Raw genomic sequence first — 23,390 nt, 5'->3', positions numbered from 1 at the left:
AATGAAAAAATTAACCACAGTCTACGCCCTGATGATGTTCAGCAGCACAGGCGCCATGGCGGATGCCGGCAACACCCAGACCGTTTATCAATTCCCGCAGGTGCAAGCCACACCCGCAACGCCCTTACGCTCATTGGAAAAAACCAGCGTTGAATACTGGCAACAAGTCTCGGGTAAAGAACTGAAGCAGGGGGTGCCGGTGTTTGTTAACCAAGCCGATCACCTGATCCGCGTTGCCCCCAAGGCCCGCTTTGAAAACGGCGAGGTGATCAAGCCCTATGACCTGCAACTTGATAAATTTTCCGTTCGCGATGCCCAAAGCCAGCGCCTAATGCCAGTGCAGGCCATCGCCGCGCGCGAGCAGATGCAGCAAGCCGGCTTTAACGACGGCAGCGTCGGCCTCAAGCTGGGGCAGATTAATGGCAAGGGCCAGCCCATGCTGCACACCACTCAGGCACTCAATGACCAGGATATCTATCTGGTTCATGTAATCGAAAAAGGTTCAGGTAATGCGCTGCAGGCTCGTACCCAGTTTACCCTGTCCGAGCACCAGCAACGCCTAGGGGTCGAGCTCAACATGGGATCGCAAAAGCTGCAGGATAAAAATGTGCAGCTTAAGCTCCATAGCCCAACGGGAGAGCGGATAGGTGCTCGCTACCAAGGTGGCGAAGCGATTTTCGATCAGCCACTGACCTATCTGGGCGCCGCCAATGGCTACTACGAACTGGAGGCCAGTGTCGACACCCAGGTTAACGGCAAAAAGGTCAAACGCTCGGTGAAAATGCCCTTTGTGCACAGCATGCAAACCATCAGTATGAGCGATGCCAAGGTACAGGCCTTAGGTGGTAATCAATACCGGGCCAGCGTCCCGGTGGAAGTAACCGACAGCGGCCGCTATGCCATTCGCGCCACCCTGACCGGCCGTGCCGATAATGGCGAGCGCATTAGGCTGGCAACGGTTGAGGTAGCCAAGGAACTTGATAGCAACGGGCAGTTCCTTATGCCCTTTAGCGCCACACAAGGCGCCAATGCCCCCTACCGCCTGGTGGACATTGAATTAACAGACCAAACCAGGATGCTGAAGTTTACGCCGCAGTAATCACTGCTCTGAAAGTTATGGACCCAACCCAAGTCGGTGCCCAGCACCGGCTTTTTTGTGGCTGGAGGACTTGCCAGCTCATAACGCCAAGACCCAGCATTTGCTGTACAAAATCAACAGGCTAATCTAGGTTGTTAATTGAATGAACTTAAAAAACGCTCTGCAAGCGGTGCGTGATACTTGTATCCAAATAAGGAGATAAGCCATGACTCAGGATGAAATTAATCAGGCTGAATGGAGCAATGACGATAACTGGACAAGATTAAAGTGGATGGGGCTCTATTTTAGCAAAAAAGACTCACGAGCCTGGGTACCGAAGCCCTACCCGATCCTAGGGTGGACGGTAAACCTAGCCAACCCGGGTGGTGTGCTTTCATTAAGTAGCATTATTGCCATGCTCATGTTGATTTCGGGTCTTGTTGGCTACAACTTGGCACTATAAAACCGGACAAGTGGTGAATTACTGCTGTCTCACCCTTGCCAAAGAGAATAACATACGCCCCTGTCGAATTGGCCTTGTACAAGCCTGAGGTTAGCACGCCCAATAATTTGCTCACCTCTGGATAAAAGGAGGCCTCCCACTCAAGTTACCAACTTGTTTTTATTAAGGAAGTTTAGATGGGGATATTTGAACGTTACTTGTCTGTCTGGGTAGCAATCGCCATTACCACGGGTGTCGCTGTTGGCGTTATTTACCCACCCCTGTTCGAATTTGTTGCCACGCTGGAAGTGGCGCATGTCAATGTCGTCGTTGCCCTGTTTATCTGGGTAATGATTTACCCCATGATGATACAGGTAGACTTTAGCACCATAAAAGAAGTGGGAAAAAACCCGCAAGGCCTGATACTCACCTTAGTGATCAATTGGCTTATTAAACCATTCTCTATGGCGGCCTTGGGTTGGCTGTTCTTTGAAGGTATTTTTGCAGACTGGGTCTCTCCCGAAACCGCGCAAGAATACATTGCCGGCATGATCCTGCTTGGCGTAGCCCCTTGTACCGCAATGGTGTTTGTCTGGTCGCAGCTCACCAAGGGCGATGCGAACTACACCCTAGTGCAGGTCTCGGTCAATGACATCATAATGATCTTTGCTTTCGCACCCATAGCCGGCTTGCTTTTAGGGGTTACCGATATTCACGTCCCCTGGAAGACCCTGTTTATTTCGGTGGTACTGTACGTGCTTTTACCTTTGATAGCGGGTGTTTTGACTCGCAAAACGCTAAACCGCTCCGGAAGGAATGAAGCGGTGGTTGCTGATTTGCTGGCACGACTTAAGCCATTTTCTATCATGGGCTTGTTAGCCACCGTGGTGCTGTTATTTGGCTTTCAGGCCAAGACCATTCTCGCCCAACCCTTAAACATAGTCTTGATCGCGATTCCGCTGATACTGCAAACCTACGGCATCTTTATTCTGGCTTACTTTATCGCTGTGAAGCTCAAGCTCAAGCACAACATAGCCGCTCCCGCATGCTTAATAGGCACGTCAAACTTCTTTGAATTAGCGGTCGCGGTAGCAATCTCTTTGTTTGGCTTACATTCGGGAGCGGCCCTGGCCACGGTCGTGGGTGTGTTGGTTGAAGTGCCGGTTATGCTGTCCCTTGTAGCCATAGTCAATAAAACTCGACACTGGTTTAGCCATTAGCGCCCAGCTGTGCCATGCCCGGGGAGGGAGGTGACAATCACTCTCCCCTATTACCAGTATGTAAATTCCTCATTCGCCAGCTCTGCATGGCCATGCTAACTTGGTTTTTTAAGTCCCTATTAACCCGCTATGACTTGGATTTTCTTTACTTTTTTAGCCGCATTCAGTCAAAGCTGGCGCAACGCCCTGCAAAGCAAATTAAGCCAGCATACGGCCAGTTTAGCCGTGACCTTAGCGCGCTTTATTCTTGCCGGACCCATTGCCGCCTTGTATCTGTTTGGCTTATATCAATTCGAATCCGCGCCGGCGCTTGAGCCCTCAGGCTTATTTATTTTTTACATTGTCGGAGCTGCGGTTATGCAGATCATCGCCACCGCCCTTATGGTGCGCCTATTTAAAATGAACAACTACGCCGTGGGGGCGGGGCTGGCCAAGAGTGAGGCCCTGGTCGCGGCGATTCTCGGCATGCTGTTCTTTGGTTCGGCGCTGAGTTTACTGGGTTGGCTGGGTGTCATACTCGGTGCCGTTGCCGTCATCTTGCTATCCGGCCCCAGTATTCGCGGCTTAAACCTTAAAACCGTGGGGATGGGTTTAGCCTGCGGCAGCAGTTTTGCGCTTACCTCACTGTGGGTGCGCGAAGCCAGCCTGTCGTCGGGGTTGCTATTTCCTCACAGCGCAGCCTGGGTTTTACTCTTGGTGATTGGTTTACAAACAATACTGCTGCTGATTTATCTGGGAATTAAGAGCAAAAGAGCCTTGCTCAGTCTGTGGCAACATAAGGGCTTAACAATGTGGATCAGCCTGACCAGCTGTATTGGTTCCATAGGCTGGTTTAGTGCCATGAGCTTGCAGCATGTGGCTTATGTGAAAACTCTGGGGCAGGTCGAGGTGTTCTTTACCATCGCCATTTCATATTTGTGGTTAAAGCAGCCGGTAAAACGCCGCGACAGCCTAGGCCTGGTACTGATTGCCCTGGCCGCCATCGCGGTCATGTGGGGTTAAACCCTAATCGATTTCAAGCCACTGTGTCGCCGTATCAAGATCATGGAAGCGCTTGCCCGTCACTTGCATCAGAATAAGCTGTTCGCCAACGTGGCTGCTCATTAAGACGCTTTGCCCCAAGGGTATTTGTTCACTTTCACTGCTGGCTTGCAGCCAGTCCTGCTGTTTGATCTTATAGTTCATATTGGCGCTGTAATATTCCCCGTCATCACTGGGAAACAGGGTAACCGACAGTAAATGCTTATCCTGCTCACCGATTTCAATCCGCGCTTCTTTACCGGCACTGGTTATGAGGCGTGGTTGATGCTCCAACTCAGCCCGATTAAAGGCGGCAATAATATTTGGGGGCGACTGGTCCGTTTGCATGCGATAAATGTCAACCTTAACGGCCACCAGGGGCGACTCGGCCAGAGCTGGCCAGGCACCTAGGGCTAGTATTAAAGCGGTTGCTAGGTATTTCATGGTCTTGCTTCCTTCTTGTTATTTGCCCCTTAATGCTAATAGCAAATCGCGACATCATCTACGTAAGCCAATAATATTCCTAATATTCTTACTAATGAATATGATTCAAACACTAGGCATACTTAACATACTAGGCAACAATAGAAGAAAAACCCAGGCTTTAACATGGAACTGGCCGAGCAGCTTATCACCTTAAGAAAACAACAAAACTGGACCCAAGCCTTTGCCGCTCGGGAAATTGGCATACAGCAATCCTATTTGTCCAAACTGGAGAACAACAAGGTGCTGCCCTCCAATGAGGTTTTAGCCAAGCTGGCGCAGGCCTACAACGTAAGCGCAGCCGATTTGCTGCCAAGGGCACAGCCTCAATCCCCACAAGGCTCGCACCGACTTCCTCTGTGCTGGATATTATCGGTCGCTGGCTTGCTAGTCTTAGCCACTGTGTTGTGGGCGCTGGCATATTTCGAGCTTCTCTATGCACAAACGCACTATACCTATCAGTTTGTCAGTACCGACAACGCCCATTCCCTAAGCGGTTATCATCTAACTCAGACTTATTTAGGCGAGGCGGCGATCAGCGCCGATGGCAGCACCCAGTATCGCTTTTATGGAGAACGTGATATCAGTCGAGAGGAAAATCGCTGGTTGTTTGCCATCAGCATTTTACTGCTGATAACGGCGCTTATCGTCACCGCGGTGGGGGCCTTAAAAAAGCCTACGCGCATACGCTCGTAGGCTTGCCAATAGGCTTCTTTTAGTAACAAATATTAAGCGCTTAGTGAGCTAGTTTCAGGGTGATCACCCCGGCAATAATCAATAGCACGCCAAAGTAGCGCATCAGCGATGAGCTGTCGCCGTAGAAGAGAATACCCACCAGGAAGGTGCCAGCGGCGCCGATGCCGGTCCACACCGCATAGGAAGTGCCCATGGGAATGGTTTTTTGTGCCAGCCAGAGCAAAAAGCCGCTAATGGCCATAAAGATCACCGCCATGGCAATGCCAAACCAACGGGTTTGCGGCTCCTGCGCCAACTTCAGTCCCACCGGCCAGCCAATTTCAAATAATCCCGCACAAATCAAATACACCCAGGCCACTAGCCGTTCTCCTTAACCAATTTTACTTCGTAGAGATCGCCGCGACGATCCTTCAAGTTGCGCACTGTACCTTCACTGTGCAGGATCTTCAATTTATCCATGTCCAAATCGGAGAACAGCAGCATTTCGGTGTTAGGGGTAGCCTCATTAAGGCAGGCATCATGGGGGAAAGAAAAGTCCGACGGTGTCAGCACCGCGGCCTGCGAATACTGCACGTCCAGGCTTTCCACCTCAGGCAGGTTGCCGACGCTGCCGGCAATCACCACATAGCATTCGTTTTCTATGGCCCGCGCCTGGGCACAATGGCGCACTCGTAAGTAGCTGTTTTTGGTATCGGTCCAAAAGGGTACGAAGAGAATATCCAGCCCCTGCTCGGCGAGAATACGTGACAGCTCTGGGAATTCCACGTCATAACAGATCTGAATGCCGACGCGCCCGGCATCGGTTTCAAACACGGCAATTTTATCGCCGCCCTGAATCACCCAGTCATAGGCCTCGTGCGGAGTAATATGAATTTTGCGTTGCTCGTCCACCTTGCCGCTGCGATGGCACAAGTAGCTGGCATTATAGATAATGTCACCGTCTGCCAAGGGCATGGAGCCGGTGATGATATTGGCGTTGTATTCCACCGCCATACGCGACATGGCCTTAACGAAGGTGTCCGTGTATTCCGCCAGACTGCGAATGGCCTCGGTTTGGTTGCGGTGTTCATGCAGCCCCATCAATGGCGCGTTGAAAAACTCCGGGAAGAGGATAAAGTCGCTTTGATAGTCGGACACGGTATCGACAAAGTACTCCACCTGTTTAAGCAGTTCATCCACGCTTTCCACTTGGCGCATCTGCCATTGAACCGCACCAACCCGCACCACGGTCTTGGTGCTTTCAAGCACAGTATCGGTCGGCTCAAAGAGAATGTTGTTCCACTCTAACAGGGTGGCGTAGCCCTCCGACTCTTCATCCTCCGGCAGGTATTTTTTCAATAGCCGCTTTACCTGAAAATCATTCGCCAACTGGAAGCTCAGAATAGGGTCATACACCTCCCTGCGGTCCACCTTTTCGATGTACTCCATGGGTGACATTTGCTCGCGGAAGTTGTGATACAAAGGGATGCGGCCACCGGCCAGAATCGCTCTCAGGTTATACTGGCGGCACAACTCCTTGCGCGCGTCGTATAAACGCCGGCCCAGGCGCATGCCGCGGTGGCTCGAGGCAATGGCCACATCTAAACCATAAAGGGCGTCGCCGTTGGGGTCGCTAAACACCCGGTCATGGCTATCGACGATATCGTCATAGGTATGGGGGTTAGAAAAACGCCCGTAATCCACCTGCACACTCAGGGCAATGCCTACCAGCTTGTCATCGTCGACTATGCCTATTTGTCCCTCGGGAAACTGGTCTATCAGCCGGAAAATGGTGTGACTGGGCCAGGCTCCGCCGAGCTCTGGGTAGGTTTCATCCATCAGGGTTTTGATTTGCGGGTACTGCTCTTTCGCCAGATTACAAATAGCCAAACGGGTTGTTTCGACCGACATGCTCATCTCCTAATAATTAGGGTCTGTTGACCTTTGTTGTTTGTTTCTGCAGCAATTTGTAGTGTATTTATACAAGGCGGCACATGTGTGGTGTAGTTATTCTACATAAACATGTAACAACACGGTAGAAATGCGCTACAAGCGCTGCCCTGCGGGTTCATCTAAACGCATCCTGCTCTGTGTTGCTCGCTATGTACATAGGCGAGCAAGACCGAAGCAATGCTTCGCAGCTTAGCGAGGTGAGCGCATGGATGCGCGATGTAACCAAGCTTCATGGATGAATTTAACCACATAAATCAGTGATTATATTCATCAGAATGCGTTTAGATTGAACATAAAGTAAACCGCAAAGATAAACAGACCCTCAGACTATTGTGGTGATAATCTCACCAAAACGAAAGACTATTCGCGATGAAATGCATAACGATTGATATTGGAGAACGCCATCAGAATATCGCGGGCATAATTCACTCGTGGATGCGCCAAGGCGCCCTTGCGCCAGGCCAGATAAATATTATTCTCCGGTCCCTGAGGCCCGAGGCTGACCAGGCGCCCACTGCGTAGGTCGTCATAACATAAATAATCGGGTAACACGGAATAGCCCACGCCGGTGCGCACTATGCCGGCCAGGGCGCGGATATCCGGACAGGTGGCAATAATCTGCGAACGGCAATGGGCCTTAAACACCACATCGAAATACTCACGGATCAGCGGCAACTGGGTGCTATAAGCGACTACCGGCAGGGTGTTGAGCAAATTGGCATCTACCTCCTGAGTCGGCAATGAGTCGGCCAGCAGCTTATGGGTCACTAACATCAACCGTTCCGAGTCCAGCACCTGATAGTCATACATGCTGCTATCGGGCAAGGAGGCGGTAATGGCCAAATCCGCGACGCCGTTATCCAGGGCCGAATAAATCTGCTCACGATTGCCGGGCAAAATACTGACATCGACATGGCCACCCTGCAGCAGGTTGGCCAACTGGGCCGAGGCTACATAACTGATGTATTCCGCCGGCCCGGCCAGGGTAATGGAGCCACGTACTTCATTTGAACGGCTGCGGGTCGAGGCCATTTTCTGCTCTATGGCATCAAAATGACCGCCGATTTGCGCCGCCAGCTCATGAGCCAAATTGGTCGGTTCAACCCCTCGGTGCCGTCGGGTGAACAGGGTCTTGCCCACGGTCGACTCCACACTTTGAATATGTGCGGTTGCCGCCGGTTGAGACAAACCAAGGTTTTTCGCCGCCCGGGAAATATTCAGGCAGCGATACACCTCAACAAAGGTACGAAGCTGGACAAAGTAAGACATCAGATATTTTATACCTAACCCAAATTAAACTGAATTCTACTTATTATAGAGCTTAACTATACTGGATACATCTTTCACCTAACTTGATTAGGGTCTGTTGACCTTTGTTGTTTGTTTCTGCAGCAGTTTGTAGTGAATTTATACAAGGCGGTACATGTGTGGTGTAGTTATTCTACATAAACATGTAACAACACAGTAGAAATGCGCTACAAGCGCTGCCCTGCGGGTTCATCTAAACGCATCCTGCTCTGTGTTGCTCGCCATGTACAGAGAATGACTATGCAGCATAACGAGCGTCGTGATCAGAATGCGTTTAGATTGAACATAAAGTAAACCGCAAAGATAAACAGACCCTATTAACCAGAGGCACAGATGAGTTTGAAAAAAATTGCCGCGGTCTTCGCAACCGCTCTGTCACTGACGGCCACCAGCGCCGCACAGGCACAAGAAAATAGCGAACAGATACTGGTGTTATTATCCAGCGAAACCCAAATGCAACTTGCCGATGGCAGCAGCTATGAAACCGGTTATTACCTCAATGAATTCGGGGTACCGGCGGACGAGTTACTTAAAGCCGGTTATGAACTGGTTCTCGCCACCCCCAAAGGCAACGCGCCGGCGGTTGATAAAAATTCGGTGCAGGCCATGTATTTTGGCGATGACGAGGCCGAAATGGCACGCATTCAAGAGGTGATTGCCAACCTTGAGGGCATCAACGACACCCACACGTTGAGGGAGGTGATCGAACAGGGCCTGGACCAATACAGCGGTGTCTTTATTCCCGGTGGCCACGCGCCGCTAATCGATTTAGCCAATAACGAAGATGTTCGCACCATATTGCAGCACTTTCATGAGCAAAGTAAGCCAACAGCCGCAATCTGCCACGGCCCCATCGCCTTGCTATCGGCCCAGCAAAGCCCAGTGGAGTACGAGCAAAACATTGCTCAAGGTGCCGAGGGAAAAGCAACTGACTGGCTGTATGAGGGTTACAGCATGACCATCTTCTCTAACCCTGAAGAGGCGACTTTTGAAGGCTCATTAAATGGTAAGAAGCTACGTTATTACCCGGCAAAAGCCATGGCCACCGCGGGCGGCAAGATGCAATTTGCCGCCGATTGGCAACCCAATGTGGTGGTCGACCGTGAATTAATCACAGGACAAAACCCCTTTTCAGACAAGCAATTAGCTAAGGCATTAATTTCTGCTTTGCAGCAGCGCAGCAAATAAGAGGTAGTAACAGCACTATGTTGAATTTTGAGTTTAAAAACACCACGGAAATTCTCTTTGGCCAGGGCCAGGTAAAGCAAATCAGCGCACGCCTGGCGCCCAGCGACAAGATTTTATTCTTATATGGCGGTGGTTCGATTAAGAAAAATGGCGTGTATGACGATGTTGTCAACGCACTGGAAGGATTCGATTTTGTTGAGTTTGCCGGTGTCGAACCCAACCCCACCTATGAAACCCTGAGCGAGGCCTTAAACGTGGTCAAAGCGCATAATATTAGCTTTATTCTCGCGGTAGGCGGCGGCAGTGTCATCGATGGTGCCAAATACATCGCCGCCGCGGCACACTATGAGGGCGATGGCTGGGATATTCTCGTCAATGGCGCCGAGGTAAAAAGCGCGCTGCCCATAGGCGCGGTACTCACCCTGCCGGCAACCGGCTCGGAAAGTAATGGCAACTCAGTGGTTACCAAGAAGGCGACGCAACAAAAACGCGCCTTTGGTACACCCATAGTGCAGCCACAATTTGCCGTGCTCGACCCTACCTACACCTATTCGCTGCCACCACGCCAGGTAGCCAATGGTGTGGTTGACGCCTTTGTGCATGTGATTGAGCAATACCTCACCTACCCGGTTAATGCGCCGCTGCAGGACCGTTTTGCCGAAGGCATTTTATCGACCCTGATCGAGCAAGGCCCACAGGCACTGGCCGAGCCGCAAAACTATGACGTGCGGGCCAATGTGATGTGGTCGGCGACCATGGCACTCAATGGCTTAATCGGTCAGGGCGTACCCCACGACTGGGCCACCCATATGATCGGCCATGAGCTCACGGCGCTTTATAACCTGGATCACGCGCAAACCCTGGCCATAGTATTACCGGCGTTGATGTTCGAGAAAAAAGCGCAAAAACGCGAGAAAATCCAACAACTGGGCCGTCGTGTATTTGCCCTTGAAAATGCCGATGAAGAAGCCTTGATTGACGCCACGATCAAAGCAGTTCAGGACTTTTTCGAGCAAATGGGCGTTAAAACGCGCTTAAGTGATTACGACCTACAGGAGCAAGCGGTGACCGAGGCGGTAGACAACCTGCGCCGCAATGGCCTGACGGCACTCGGTGAGCACGGCGATATAACGCCGGAGGTCGCCACCAAGATCCTGACGTTAGCGCTTTAAAATCTTGTCTTCAAAGGCCGCCTGACGGCCTTTTCTCTTGCCCATCCCCCATCGCTTTGTTAGCGTGTTCGCTACTTAATCAGTACCTTCTAACCCCTTAATGCGCTTTATTACCATCACCGCCGAACTCAACGAGGCCATCGCCTCCCTGTTACACCGTTTTAATGAGTGTGGCTCAGCCCATCAACATGTGGCGCAAGCGCTGGCGGTGATCTACAAGCCCATAGAACTGCATGCCCTGGGACGCATTTTAGCACACAGTGAATTACGTGGCCTTGAGGAAATTACCGACAAGGCGCTCAAACATATCATCGCCGATTTATGCACCCTGGAGTTGGTACAACAAAGCCGTCACGGTTACATCATCAATCGCCTGATTGCCAATGCCCTGGTAAAACGCAGCATAGGCAAAAACCTCTTCGTTACCCTGTTAACCGCCGCCGAGCAGGTGGCGCCCGTACTTAACAGCTACCAATGGCAAGATAACACCACAGACAAGCGCCGCTTGCTGCGCGATATGTATTTTCTTGGTGAGCTAGGACGAGTGAAGGAACTGATGGGATTAGCTAAAAATCCCATGCAGCTTGATTGGCAGCACACACCGGCGCTATGCAGCCTGGTGTTTTACCCTTTTAATCTTGATGAATTTCAGCTTCTGGATGAACGCCTGCAGTACCAGGCCTTCGCCACCTTGCTGGCGGCACACAGGCACAAAGGGCAAAGTACCGCGCAGCTTTTACATTGGCTGCATCAGGCCTGCGACGCCTTACCGGCTAACCGCTGGCTGCATTATTTAAAGGCCGAGCAATACCTGCTGTCGGGGCAACTGGACAAACTAAACGCGCACCTCGATGAGCAAGATAACTCTCTCTATAGTCTGTTATTGCAAGCCAGCTGGGCATTTTTGCAGCAGCAATACGCCAAGGCCATGCGCCTGTTTACCCAAGCCGAGCAGGAAAAAGGCCGCTATCAAAAGCGGAAAAAGCCCTATATTGAAGGGCTGTACGGTATTTTCTATCAGCTAACCCTACTGGTGCTGGACAAAGGCCAGCAGGGCGACACCTCATCCTGGCTGACGCTGCAAACCCAGCTCGACAACCAGCAGCAGGACAAACAGCGTGGCGAATTTGCCCTGTCCATTGATTTGGTGCTGCGACGCCTGTTATTGCATCTGCAAGGGCGAGATACTTATCTGTTTCGTCAGGAATATTTAAGCTACTGCCAAAAAGGTGAGCTGAACTATTACCTCTATGTCTGTTTTGCCCTGGCCGCCTACACCTGGAGCGCTCGCACACCCGAACCCTGGCTGCTGGCATTAAAGGCCGATGCGATACGATTCTTTGAACACACCCAACTCCCGTTATTTGCCGACTTTTTAAGGCAACTATCCGGTGAATCGCCAAAGTTAACGTTCGATATAACCCAACTTATGCGCTCGCAGGAAAGCTGGGATATCGCCCTGGAGCAATTGCTGGCGTTGGATACCCCAGCGGCTAAAAACAGTGAAGAGCCGAGCCGCATAGTGTGGCAACTGGATATTGGCCGTTTCGAGTCCAGCCTGAAAGCGAAAGAGCAAAAGCGTACTAAGCAGGGCTGGAGTAAGGGCAAGGCACTGAGTTTAAAACACCTGGTTAACGAACCAGAACGCTTTCATTTAAGCGAGCAGGACAAGGCCATCTGCGCCCTTATTGAAACAAGCACGGGCAAGGATTATTACCGCAGTAAGGAGTATCGCCTCAACCTAAGTAACGCCCTCCCCGCTGTGGTGGGTGCCGCTAATGTGATTGATAGCGAAGGCCGCGCCCTTGAGCTGGTGCAGCGTGAACCGACCATTCGTATCGTCGCCCACGGTCCGGACTTAAGCGTGAGTATCGCTCATCTTCCCGCGTTAACCACGCACTCTGAGCCCCCCTTGGTCAGCCTTAAGCAGGTCCGTGACGGTCTGGCAGAATTTAGCATTTTCAACGCCAATCACCTTAAAGTCGCCAAAATTATCGGCGAGTCCGGCTTGGTGATACCGGCCCATGCAAAACAAAAGGCCATCGATGGCATTAAGGCCATAGCGCCGCTGATCAATATCGAATCGGATATCGACGGCATTGGCGAAACCCTGGCCCAAACCGAGCCGGATAAACACCTGGTGATCAATATCACGCCGCTGAAAACCGGCTTGAACTTCGATTGTGTGGTCATGCCCTTTGGCGAGCAGGGCCCGGCAATGAAGCCCGGCTTAGGCAGTCGCCATGTGAGCGCCCATGTCCAAGGCAAACGCATCGCCCTGGAGCGCGACCTCGCCTACGAGCAACGCTTGCTGGAGCAACTGGATAGCCAATGTCCGGATTTTCAATCGATGCAGGACACCTGTTTGGCTCAGACGGATTGGCAGCTGGCATTGGCCACCCTGGAGCAACTACAACTGGCCCTTGGCAAGCCCAATCAGGAGCTGCCGATAAAGCTGCGCTGGCCCAGGGGCAAAACGCTGCATATGACTAAGCCGCTGAAAAGCGAAAACATTCAATTAAGTATTAACCAGCATAACGAATGGTTCGATATTAGCGGCAGCGCCACCTTGGACGATGGCAAGGTGCTGGAGTTACGCCAGCTTCTCGATGCCCTGGCCACCAGCGGCGGGCGCTTTATCACCCTGGAAGACAACCGCATACTCGCCCTTAGTGAGCAATTAAAAACCCAGCTGGATGTGCTCAACGGCGCCGCCGTTCAAGGCTTCTATCACCCCCTCAGCAGTCGCCTTATTCGTGACCACACCACCGGCATGCGGATGCAAACCGTACCCGGCTGGGAGCAATTACATCAACGCATGAGCGAGGCCAACGCCCTAACCCTGACCCTGCCCAATACCCTGCAGGCACAGTTGCGTGACTATCAGGTCGATGGCTTTGATTGGGCCATGCGCCTGGCCCACTGGGGCGCGGGCGGCTGTTTGGCGGACGATATGGGGCTGGGTAAAACCCTGCAGGCGTTGGCGGTCTTGGTGGCACGCGCAGCAAAGGGGCCAGCATTGATTATTGCGCCCACCTCGGTCTGTTTTAACTGGCATCATGAAGCCGCTAAATTTGCCCCGACCCTCAGGGTGCGGCTCTTTAGTGAGTTAAAAACTGCCGAGGCGCAGCAAGCAACCATAGAACAAAGCGGTACCTTTGATTGTTTGGTGATCAGTTACCAGCAAATGCAGCGTCATATTGAAACGCTGGAAAAAATTCGCTGGCATACGATCGTGGCCGACGAAGCTCAGGCCTTGAAAAACCCGTTGGCCAAGCGCACCCGTGCCGCCTATGCCCTAAAAGGGGATTTTCGCCTGATCACCACGGGCACGCCGATAGAGAATAACCTTACCGAGCTGTGGAGCCTGTTTCGATTTATCAACCCAGGGCTGCTCGGCAACCTAAAGCGTTTCGGTCGCCGCTTTGTGCTGCCCATAGACAATCAGGAACAGGAGCCCGCCAAGGCACTCAAGGCCAAGCGTGTACTCAAAGAGCTGATCAAACCCTTTATTCTGCGCCGCCTGAAATCCGAGGTGCTAACCGAGCTGCCGCCGCGCACCGACATTGATCAACTCATTACCCTGAGTGAAGACGAGCAGCACCTTTATGAAGCACTGAGACAAAATGCCCTGGAGCAATTAGCGCAATTACAGCAGCTCGATAACCCGGGGGAACAACGCATTCAATTGCTGGCCCAGTTAACCAGATTGCGCCAGGCCTGCTGCCATCCCCAATTGGTGGCCAAACAAAGCACGCTAACCAGCAGCAAGCTTTCGGCCCTGGGACACCTACTTGAAGAGTTACGAGAAAACAATCATAGGGCGCTGATATTCAGCCAATTTGTTGGCCACTTGCAGTTGATCCGCGAGTACCTGGAGCAACAGGGGATTGGCTATCAGTATCTTGATGGTTCGACGCCTGCGGCGGCCAGACAAACCCGCATTGACGCCTTTCAAAATGGCGCTGGCGAGGTGTTTTTGATCAGCCTTAAGGCCGGTGGCTCTGGCCTGAATCTGACCGCCGCCGATTATGTCATACATATGGACCCCTGGTGGAACCCGGCGGTGGAGCAGCAGGCCTCGGATCGCGCTCATCGCCTCGGGCAAACCCGTCCCGTTACCGTCTATCGCCTAATTGCCAAGGGCACCATAGAAGAGAAGATCCTCGCCCTGCACCAGCATAAGCGAGATCTCGCCGACAGCCTGCTGAGCGATTACGACACCCCACAATCCCTCTCGGTTGAGGAAATGATGGCCACCCTGAAGGAAGTGTTTTAAAGGCGGTTCCCACCCATAAAAAAGGCCCGCATACAGCGCGGGCCAAAGGTACTCACAATAATTAACGACGTTACGGCGTGGGCATCAGCACGGAATCAATAACGTGGATCACCCCGTTGTCTGCAGCAACATTAGCGGCTACCACCTGCGACTGGTCGATATACAGCATGCTGTCTTGAACCGACAAGGTAGCCATATCCCCATTAGCCATGGTGATTTCCGGATTATCCGAGTTGGCCACGGCAATGGCGGCATCCGATTGCACAGTCGTATCGGGCAGAACATGGTAGAGCAAGAGATCGGACAGGGCCTCGGCATCGGCAAACAAGGCCTCTACGGTCGCTTCGTCTAACTTATCAAAAGCCGCATCATTAGGTGCGAAGACGGTGAATTCGCGCTCCATATCGGCCAGCACCAAGTCCAACCCAGTGGTTTGCAGCGCTGCAACCAAGGTGGTGAAATTGCCATCGGCAACGGCAATATCAACAATTGACTGAGCCGGTGCGGGCACTTGAACGTCGCCGACCACCACGGTGTCGAGCACGTGGATAATGCCGTTGGTTGTCATGATATCCGTCATGGTCACGGTAGCGTCACCAAATTTAAGGGTGTCGGATTCGGGGTCAATCATAATATCAATCATGTTGCCGGACAGTGTCTCGGCTTGCGTGCCGTTCAGGCTGAAAGCCGTGACCGCATCAACCTCGCCGCTGACCACATGCTGAAGCAAAATTTCGCTTAGCACCTCGGTATTGTTTAACAGGGTATTGATGGTCTCTTCGCCCAACGCCGCAAAGGCATCATCGGTGGGCGCGAAGACCGTATAGGTTTCACTCTCGTCGCTTAGCGCGGCGACCAGATTAGCGGCCTCAAGGGCGGCGGCCAGAGTTGTAAAGTTACCTGCGGCGACGGCCGTTTCGACTATATTCATGGTCGGCATTTCGTCGCTTTGCGCGGGCGGCATCAGCACCGCATCGATCACATGGATCACGCCATTAGTCGCGGCGATATCCACCTGAGTGACCGTTGCAGTATTCACCAGCAGGTCGTCTCCAGATAAGGATAAGCCAATCGAAGCACCATTGACCGTTGCCACGGTGGAGCCCGCGGCGGAGACGGCGGCACCCGATTCAACGCGAGAGTCGAGAACATGGTAGGTGAGAATCTCAGACAAGGTGTCCGGGTCTTCAAGCAGTGCGTTAATGGTGTCTTCGCCCAGCAAGGCAAACGCATCGTCTGTAGGCGCAAAGACGGTGAACTGGGCGTTCATGTCGCTGAGCGTCGCATCCAACCCGGTTGCTTCGAGTGCTGCAACCAGGGTCTCGAAATCGTCAGACGCAGCAGCCACATCCACCACGGAGGTTTGCGGCTGTTCCGGTTGCATCGGAGTCTTATCGTCGTCATCGTCACTACAGGCCGTAGTAAGTACCAACAAACTGGGTAACAACAGGGTTTTAAGTAATTTATTCACGTTTTAATCCCTCATTAGTGTAACTAGATAGCCCTTGTTACTACGAGGGGGTGAGCAAAAAGCGATCAAAAAATTTACTGTTTTTTCTTAGCGCCAGCATAACCCGTTGAAAATTTTGGCCATTACCGAGGACTCGGAGTGCTTAAAAAGAAGGGAAATTACCTAAAGTATTAACATGGCTCAGGCGAGCGTTTACCGAAGAGTTCGCTGCAGAGCTCGTCGGGGGGTAGGTATAGGCATACCGCACTAATCATCTTAATGCAGTATGCCAAGGCACTTACTTCTCTTTCATATTCCAAAGAATACCCTGATCCGAACCCATAACCGTGGTTGGCATTTGTCCGTTCCATGTTTGTGCACGCATGTACTCAACCAAGGTGGCGTTGTTCTTAATGGCTTCGGCTTTCTTTTGCATGGCTTCGGCTTCAGCCAAACCCTTCATACGAATAGCCTCCGCTTCGGCCTGGGCTTCAACCTTGATCGCATAGGCCAGACCATCGGCCTTGGCCTTGGCGGCATCACGTTGCGCATTAGCTGTGTTCACTTCCTGCTGCGCCTGCAGATTCTGGCGCTCTAGCTTGTGCTTTTCTGCCGCCGCCAGGTTTTTCTCGGTTTGCTTGGTTTCGATGGATTGAATGTATTTAGGTGGCAATACCAGGTCTTCAATTTGCGCCGAGTCCAGCTTAACCGGATAGCTCTTCATTTCTTCCAGCAATAACTCTTCAATGCGGGCGATAACCTGCGAGCGATTTTGGATCAGCTCTTCGGCCTTATAACGAGCCAGGGCATCCTTAGTCGCGGAACGCAATTTAGGGTCAAGAATACGACTTTCGAACTGAGTTAAACCACCATAGCTTTTGAATAGATCAAAGGCCTCTTCGCGATTAACCGTCCAGTTGATGCTCACTTCTGCGGTCAGTGGCATTTGCTCATGGGTGGCGGCGCGCAGCTTTTCGACGTTTTTACGGGTACGGATCTCCAGCATTTCCACAGTGTCGACAAAAGGGATCTTGGTATGCAGACCAGGGTTAACCTGCTCGGTGGCTTCACCAAAGCGCTTGATAATACCGACATGACCTTCATCCACGGTATACATGCTCTTGAACCCCACAAGTAGCAATACCAGCACCACGAAAATAGTGCCGATCAGCCCCTTCTTTTTGCCCACCGAGGCAGTGAGATCTGGCAAGTTATTGTTGTTATTCATTCTTTATACTCCTTGTGGTTAAGAACAAGGAGTATAAAGTAAGCGATTACAGATGTTAAATTAAGGTTTCAATACTTCACCACCCAGACTGCGATAAAACAGGGTGATCACCCGCTCTTTCGGCAACCAGTCCGCGTATTTTAAATTCAGTTCGGCAAAGGGGTCGGCGGCTATCACGGCATCCAGGGTCTGCTCTTTTTCCATGGCATCGAGCATAAGGGTCTTGGCCTTGGCGACCAAAGCCTGATACCGCATTAGCCCGGCCTTGTCGCTGACCGGTCCATGACCCGGGATCACCTGGGTATTGTCATCGATTTGCTCGCCGATACTTTCCAGCGCCGCCAGGATACCATCGACACTGCCACCGCCATCAACATCGACAAAGGGCAGGCCTCCGGTGTTAAAGTAGATATCTCCCATATGCACCACATTGGCATCGCTAAAAAACACCACAGCATCGCCATCGGTATGGGCGTGGGCATAATGTACCAGGCGTGCGTGCTCACCGTTAAAGTGCAAGGTCAGGTCGGCACCAAAGCTCAAGCGCGGTAAAAATTCAGAACCCGCACCATGCTTTTCTTCCAGGCGTTTGTGGACATTGTGATGGGCGATAACATGGGCACCCGCCTGCGCAAAGACCTCATTACCGCCGGTGTGATCGCCATGATAATGGGTGTTCAACACGAATTCTGCGGCATTGGGGTTAAGTTCTTTAAGCTTGGCTTTGATTTGCGGCGCCAGCTTGGCGAATTGGTCATCGATAATATAGGTGCCGTCTGCGCCCACATGAGCGGCAATATTACCGCCGCGACCGAATAATACGTAAATATGTTTATCCAGCTGCTGACTGGTTACCTCAACGTCCGCTGCCTGAACGGCCTTTGTCGTCAGCGCGGTCACCACACCGACGGCCAAAATGGCGAGCATCATGCTGTTTTTATTCATTATTGTATCCTTGGTAGCTTGTTTTCGATAAACCTAGTGTAGTATATCGCCGGCAAATTGCCCGAACCGATAAGCCCTATTCACCAGTTAACAAAGGCCGCAACCTAACTCGGGTTGCGGCCGCTGATGGAGCTAGCGAGCCGGACGGATCTCCAATCTATGCTCTGGCGCGCCGGGCAGCAGGGGCGTGGCCTGGTGAGTGGCATACTGCTCATAACCAGCACGGTAAAAGGCCGACAAGGGATGCGCCGATTGGCCGCCGGGAATGGCCATAATCGCCTGCTCTAGCCTTCCAGGCTGGGCAATAAAGCGTTGTGAGGCGCCAAAGTCGGTGCGCTGTACCGCCGGCATAAAGCTATCGCCAAAGGCCTCGACTTTAGGCATGTTCAACCAGCTTCCGAGCTGCGGAATTTGCTTGGCAAAAGGATGCTTCAGCTCCAGGGCATTAACATTACCCCAGCGCCAATTCGCCGTATCTTCGCCAAATTTAGCGCGCAGACGCGCCAGTGCCAGATTAAAGCTCTTACTGAGCAGCTGCTGTTTATCGGCAAAGCCCCAGACACTTGGGTTTTCTAGCAGCTGCCAGGTGGCCGGCTCTAAATTTCGCTTAATGGGCCCGAGGGACAGCTGATGCCTTGCCAAACTGCTTTCAATATCGGCAAACAGGGTATCCATCACGGCGCTGCGAAAATAGCGCACCATTGTATAACCGATGGAGTCAGCACAGGCACAGCCCTGCCATTGCTCAACCAATGGTAAATTCTGGGTGCTGCCTTGCTCTTTGAGCGTTGCGACTAACAACGCCTGCCACTTAGCCAAGAAGCGCGCCTCATTATCGAGCTGCAAGGCTAAGAACGCCTGCTCGTCGAACCTGGATTGGGCGAAAAGGCGGTCGCGAATTTGCTGCTGGCGGGCACCGAGGGCATAACCGCCATCTCCCAACCTTTCGTGCTCCCGGGTCGATATCACCCGGGCATTGGCACTCCATAAACGACCTGAGTTGGGGTTCATAACTCGCGGGCGCTGTGGCTCATTACTGAGCCACTCAGCCTGAAACTCTTGTGCATCGAGGGCGACATCGCTGGGGTTTGTGCGTGCCGCAATGGCGCCCATGGGTTGCCAGCCAATTTGTCCTTGCTTATCCACCACCATTAAATTTTGTACCGGCATCCCGGCGTTATCGGCGATTTGAAAGGCTTGGGTGACAGAGGCGGCGGTGGCAAGGTTCGCCAAGTCTAGGTTCACGGCATAATCGTAGTGGCCCACCCAACTAAGCGCATAGCGCTGGCCATTAACCTCTTGTACCGGGCCATACTCACTCACCGACAGGCTGAATGCATGCGTTTTACCGCCGGCAATGGCGATGGTTTCCTGCACCTTTTCCACGGTGTCATCGCCGTCGAGGCGGATCCAATCCGAGGTATCAACATAAGCATTGGTAAAGCCCCAGGCGATATTATCGTTACTGCCAACGACGATGGCCGGTGCCCCGGGGAGCGACACCCCGGTAACCTGTATATCGGCAATGTTCAGCTGAGCGCGATACCAAATAATGGGCACGGCCAAACCCAGGTGCATATCATCGGCGACCATAGGCTGGCCACTGCTGGTCAGCTCCCCGGAGACCGCCCAGTTATTGCTGCCCACCTCGCGCGAGGCGATAATTTCTGGCACCGAGGCGCTGAGTTTCGCGGCTGACAGCATGGGAATGGCCTGCTCTTTCAAGCTGATTTCACTGCCATCCAGCGCCGATTGATAGGGACTGGGCTGAGTTAAAAACTCGCGCATCTGCCTAGAGTAAAGCCGCTCGATTTGCTCCAGCACCATGTCGCGCTCGAAGTTACTGGCCTGCAAATCCAGATACATGCTGTAGATCACCAGCAGGCTATCCTCTGGCTGCCAGGGTGTGACCTCGGCGCCGCTCAGCAGGTACTCAAAGCCTTTGAGGGTCTGCGCCTGCTGCGCCTCATTGACGCCCCGGCTATAGCTGCTCAACAAGGCCTGCTGGGACTGGGGTAATTGCGCGAAAATACGTTCACTGCGCTGGCGCAGCTGATGAAAACGCATTTTTTTATCCAGCTCCAGTGCCGCCTCGCCGAATAATTCACTGAGTTCACCGGCGGAGTTGCGACGCAATAAGTCCATTTGGAAAAATCTGTCCTGACCATGGGCAAAGCCCAAACCATAGGCGGCATCATTCATGCTTTGTGCATCGATAATGGCCTGCCCCAGGGCATCGCGTTTAATAGTAACCGTGCTCTCGAGCGCATCACTGCTGCCGCGCCCGTCCAGGGTTGGTAGACTCAGAGACAATGCCCCGTACACACCCGCGGTGCCCAGTAACAGTAAAATGATCACGCCGACCACCAGACGCTGCACCCACCTCAACATAAATATCCCATCCTTTTAACCAGTTATTATTATTCTGCCCATCAGTGTATGACATTTTTTCACGTTTGTTGGCGTTATCACCGAGTTTGCGTCTTTTGCGTGAAAACATGATGACCAAAAAGGGCGGTTATTAAGGGCTAGGCAGCGTTTTGGCCCCTTGAAACAGGCCACAACTCAGGCGCTTGGGGATGTAGATGGGTGCGCCTTATCCGCGCTTTAACTTTTAGTTAAATACTTACATAATAGCGACTCACCATTGAGCTCAAGCGGGGGAGTTATGCGAGCCGAAATCGTTGCCGAAATGAAGGTGCAACCAAGCATTGATGTTAACCAGGAAATTGCCCGTCGTGTGGCATTTATTAAGCACCGTCTACAGCAGGCCCATTGCCATAGTTTGGTTTTAGGTATTAGCGGTGGCGTCGATTCCACCACCTGTGGCCGTCTGTGCCAGTTGGCGGTGAACGAACTCAATGAGGAACATAACACCCAGCGCTATCAATTTATTGCCGTGCGCCTACCCTATGGCGTGCAGGCCGATGAACATGAGGCCCAGTTGGCCGTTGACTTTATTCAGCCAAGCCAGCGCGTAACCGTAGATATCAAACCGGCCAGCGATCATATGCATGAGCAGGTTTTGGCTGGCATCGCCTCTGGCACAGCCGAAACTTCAATGACCCTGCCGGCCCAGTCGCAGGTGGATTTTGTTAAAGGCAATGTGAAGGCCCGACAGCGCATGATAGCCCAGTATGAGATCGCCGGTCTGACTCAGGGTCTGGTGGTCGGCACCGATCACAGCGCCGAAAACATCACCGGCTTTTATACCAAGTTCGGCGACGGCGCCTGCGATCTTGCTCCTTTGTTCGGCCTGTCCAAACGCCAGGTGCGTACCCTGGCCGAGGCCTTAGGCGCGCCTCGTGATCTGGTACACAAGGTTCCCACCGCGGATCTCGAATGTGACCGCCCGGGACTGGCCGACGAAGTCGCCCTTGGCTTAAGTTATGATCAAATCGATGACTTTTTAGAAGGCAAGCCGGTGAGCGCCGAGGTTGAAGAGCACATTATCGGCATCTATCAGCGCACCCAGCACAAGCGTCAGCCAATCCCCACTATTTACGACTGATCTGGTCGGGCACCGGTGTCTTATCGGTGCCCTGCTTAGCCACCTGCCCAATACCTTTTCTTTGCTAACACAGTGATCGCCCACGCTTTTGTAAACGTAAACACTGCAATCACGAACTCATTTGTTTATAGTAAAGGTTATAAGCTCTTAGCCTTTGGAAGTTATGTCTTTTCCTATTTTAATTACAGGCGCCGGGCAGCGCATTGGCCTTGCTCTGGCCACCCATCTGCTGGCCCAGGGTCACGACGTCATTATTAGCTACCGTACCCGCCACCCGGCGGTGGACGAATTGGCGGCGCAAGGGGCGACCTGCATCGCCGCCGACTTTAGCGACGATCACAGCATTATGCAGTTTATTGACGAGCTACGCGGCCACACCCATGGGCTGCGGGCCATCATTCACAACGCCTCGAGTTGGGATTGCGAAGCCAACAACAGCGATTATGCTCAACTGTTCGACGCCATGATGCGTATTCATGCCAAGGTGCCCTATTTGATCAATCAGTACTGTGCCGATATGCTCCAGCAACAGCAGGGCTACGCCGATGTCATTCATCTGACCGACTATGTGGTCGAAACAGGCAGCCCGAAACATTTGGCCTACGCAGCCTCCAAGGCCGCACTCGACAATCTGACCAAGTCGTACGCCGCCAAATGGGCGCCAAAAGTGAAGGTCAACGCCATTGCCCCGTCGTTGATCATTTTCAACGACCACGATTCTGAGCAATATAAACAAAAAACCTTAACCAAATCCCTTATGGGCATCGAGCCCGGCTGCCAGGAAATTATCGCCGCCGTAGAGCTGCTGCTCAATAGTCACTATATTACCGGGCGCAGCCTCGCCATCGACGGCGGCCGCCATTTAAAATAGACGAGAACACTATGCACGACGATTTAAAAAACAGCTTTAAGCAGATCATCAGCGCCGTCGGCGAAGACCCACAGCGAGAAGGCCTGCTCGACACCCCCAAGCGCGCCGCCAAAGCCATGGAACACCTGACCCAGGGCTACCGACAAACGCTGGAAGAAATCACCAACAATGCGGTCTTCACCTCGGATGCCGATGACATGGTCTTGGTTCAGGACATAGAGCTTTATTCCATGTGTGAGCACCATTTACTGCCCTTCGTCGGTAAGGCTCATATCGCCTACATCCCAGATGGCAAGGTACTGGGACTATCGAAATTTGCCCGCATCGTCGACATGTTTGCGCGACGCTTCCAGATTCAGGAGCAGCTGACCCACCAGATCGCCAAGGCGGTGGAAGAGGTGACCGGCGCCAAGGGCGTGGGCGTTATCGTTGAGGCGCAGCATATGTGCATGATGATGCGCGGTGTGGAAAAGCAGAATTCGAAAATGCGCACTTCGGTGATGCTGGGTAACTTCCGCACCGATCCGAAAACCCGCAATGAATTCCTACAGCTGGTGAAAAGCTAGG

The 23,390-nt window shown here is 52.5% G+C and carries 19 protein-coding genes; 11 read left to right on the top strand and 8 right to left on the bottom strand.

Going from position 1 to position 23,390, the window contains the following annotated elements:
* Nucleotide 1: 1 nt before the first annotated feature.
* The 4 genes from KD147_RS04975 (at nucleotide 2) to KD147_RS04960 (ending at nucleotide 3,742) form a co-directional block, all read left to right on the top strand.
* Nucleotides 2-1,099: a DUF4785 domain-containing protein gene (locus KD147_RS04975; RefSeq protein WP_212547113.1), complete on the top strand. Its 1,098-nt coding sequence runs from the start codon at nucleotides 2-4 to the stop codon at nucleotides 1,097-1,099.
* A 205-nt stretch (nucleotides 1,100-1,304) separates the two neighbouring features.
* A complete protein-coding gene (locus KD147_RS04970) occupies nucleotides 1,305-1,541 on the top strand; it encodes a DUF5808 domain-containing protein (protein ID WP_212547112.1) in 237 nt (78 codons plus the stop codon).
* A gap of 176 nt (nucleotides 1,542-1,717) precedes the next feature.
* Nucleotides 1,718-2,740, top strand: coding sequence for an ACR3 family arsenite efflux transporter (gene arsB / locus KD147_RS04965; RefSeq protein ID WP_212547111.1), 1,023 nt, complete (start codon nucleotides 1,718-1,720; stop codon nucleotides 2,738-2,740).
* A gap of 129 nt (nucleotides 2,741-2,869) precedes the next feature.
* Nucleotides 2,870-3,742: a DMT family transporter gene (locus KD147_RS04960; protein WP_212547110.1), complete on the top strand. Its 873-nt coding sequence runs from the start codon at nucleotides 2,870-2,872 to the stop codon at nucleotides 3,740-3,742.
* Between the two features lie 3 nt (nucleotides 3,743-3,745).
* Here the strand turns inward: KD147_RS04960 and KD147_RS04955 are convergent, their stop codons facing one another.
* Entirely contained in the window at nucleotides 3,746-4,204 is a 459-nt protein-coding gene (locus tag KD147_RS04955) for a hypothetical protein (protein ID WP_212547109.1), read from the bottom strand.
* A 165-nt stretch (nucleotides 4,205-4,369) separates the two neighbouring features.
* On the opposite strand from KD147_RS04955, the gene KD147_RS04950 reads away from it, so the two are divergent.
* Nucleotides 4,370-4,939, top strand: a complete 570-nt coding sequence (locus tag KD147_RS04950) for a helix-turn-helix domain-containing protein (protein WP_212547108.1) — start codon at nucleotides 4,370-4,372, stop codon at nucleotides 4,937-4,939.
* Between the two features lie 40 nt (nucleotides 4,940-4,979).
* On the opposite strand, the gene KD147_RS04945 is transcribed toward KD147_RS04950, so the two are convergent.
* From KD147_RS04945 to KD147_RS04935, 3 genes are all read right to left on the bottom strand, one after another.
* Nucleotides 4,980-5,297: a DMT family transporter gene (locus KD147_RS04945; RefSeq protein ID WP_105201118.1), complete on the bottom strand. Its 318-nt coding sequence runs from the start codon at nucleotides 5,295-5,297 to the stop codon at nucleotides 4,980-4,982.
* Nucleotides 5,297-6,829 carry a carbon-nitrogen hydrolase family protein gene (locus KD147_RS04940; RefSeq protein ID WP_105253452.1) on the bottom strand — a complete coding sequence of 511 codons (1,533 nt, stop codon included), beginning with the start codon at nucleotides 6,827-6,829 and terminating at the stop codon, nucleotides 5,297-5,299. The genes KD147_RS04945 and KD147_RS04940 overlap by 1 nt, the downstream gene beginning before the upstream one ends.
* Before the next feature lie 402 nt (nucleotides 6,830-7,231).
* Nucleotides 7,232-8,140 (bottom strand): LysR family transcriptional regulator, encoded by a 909-nt coding sequence (locus KD147_RS04935; protein ID WP_105253451.1) that lies wholly within the window; start codon nucleotides 8,138-8,140, stop codon nucleotides 7,232-7,234.
* Nucleotides 8,141-8,512: 372 nt separating this feature from the next.
* Here KD147_RS04935 and KD147_RS04930 point away from each other — a divergent pair, with 372 nt between their 5' ends.
* The 3 genes from KD147_RS04930 (at nucleotide 8,513) to KD147_RS04920 (ending at nucleotide 14,818) form a co-directional block, all read left to right on the top strand.
* Nucleotides 8,513-9,367: a type 1 glutamine amidotransferase domain-containing protein gene (locus KD147_RS04930; protein WP_212547107.1), complete on the top strand. Its 855-nt coding sequence runs from the start codon at nucleotides 8,513-8,515 to the stop codon at nucleotides 9,365-9,367.
* A gap of 17 nt (nucleotides 9,368-9,384) precedes the next feature.
* On the top strand, nucleotides 9,385-10,539 hold the full coding sequence (locus tag KD147_RS04925; RefSeq protein WP_105215097.1) for an iron-containing alcohol dehydrogenase: 1,155 nt from the start codon (nucleotides 9,385-9,387) through the stop codon (nucleotides 10,537-10,539).
* 100 nt (nucleotides 10,540-10,639) lie between these two features.
* Nucleotides 10,640-14,818 (top strand): DEAD/DEAH box helicase, encoded by a 4,179-nt coding sequence (locus KD147_RS04920; protein WP_212547106.1) that lies wholly within the window; start codon nucleotides 10,640-10,642, stop codon nucleotides 14,816-14,818.
* 70 nt (nucleotides 14,819-14,888) lie between these two features.
* Here KD147_RS04920 and KD147_RS04915 read toward each other — a convergent pair whose 3' ends face one another.
* The 4 genes from KD147_RS04915 to KD147_RS04900 all read right to left on the bottom strand — a co-directional run bounded on the left by KD147_RS04915 (nucleotide 14,889) and on the right by KD147_RS04900 (nucleotide 20,832).
* Nucleotides 14,889-16,289 (bottom strand): fasciclin domain-containing protein, encoded by a 1,401-nt coding sequence (locus tag KD147_RS04915; protein WP_212547105.1) that lies wholly within the window; start codon nucleotides 16,287-16,289, stop codon nucleotides 14,889-14,891.
* Between the two features lie 277 nt (nucleotides 16,290-16,566).
* Nucleotides 16,567-17,496: an SPFH domain-containing protein gene (locus KD147_RS04910; protein WP_105253445.1), complete on the bottom strand. Its 930-nt coding sequence runs from the start codon at nucleotides 17,494-17,496 to the stop codon at nucleotides 16,567-16,569.
* 60 nt (nucleotides 17,497-17,556) lie between these two features.
* Entirely contained in the window at nucleotides 17,557-18,423 is an 867-nt protein-coding gene (locus KD147_RS04905) for an MBL fold metallo-hydrolase (RefSeq protein WP_502710221.1), read from the bottom strand.
* Between the two features lie 150 nt (nucleotides 18,424-18,573).
* Nucleotides 18,574-20,832 carry a penicillin acylase family protein gene (locus KD147_RS04900; protein ID WP_212547103.1) on the bottom strand — a complete coding sequence of 753 codons (2,259 nt, stop codon included), beginning with the start codon at nucleotides 20,830-20,832 and terminating at the stop codon, nucleotides 18,574-18,576.
* A 277-nt stretch (nucleotides 20,833-21,109) separates the two neighbouring features.
* On the opposite strand from KD147_RS04900, the gene nadE reads away from it, so the two are divergent.
* From nadE to folE, 3 genes are all read left to right on the top strand, one after another.
* On the top strand, nucleotides 21,110-21,952 hold the full coding sequence (gene nadE / locus KD147_RS04895; protein ID WP_105253443.1) for an NAD(+) synthase: 843 nt from the start codon (nucleotides 21,110-21,112) through the stop codon (nucleotides 21,950-21,952).
* Between the two features lie 163 nt (nucleotides 21,953-22,115).
* Nucleotides 22,116-22,823, top strand: a complete 708-nt coding sequence (folM, locus tag KD147_RS04890; RefSeq protein ID WP_212547102.1) for a dihydromonapterin reductase — start codon at nucleotides 22,116-22,118, stop codon at nucleotides 22,821-22,823.
* An 11-nt stretch (nucleotides 22,824-22,834) separates the two neighbouring features.
* On the top strand, nucleotides 22,835-23,389 hold the full coding sequence (gene folE / locus KD147_RS04885; RefSeq protein ID WP_212547101.1) for a GTP cyclohydrolase I FolE: 555 nt from the start codon (nucleotides 22,835-22,837) through the stop codon (nucleotides 23,387-23,389).
* Nucleotide 23,390 lies beyond the last annotated feature (1 nt).

The sequence above is a fragment of the Pseudoalteromonas sp. BDTF-M6 genome (assembly GCF_018334135.1).
Classification (GTDB): domain Bacteria; phylum Pseudomonadota; class Gammaproteobacteria; order Enterobacterales; family Alteromonadaceae; genus Pseudoalteromonas.
Note: the sequence above shows the minus strand (reverse complement) of the source record. Positions and strands in the feature narration are given on the sequence as shown.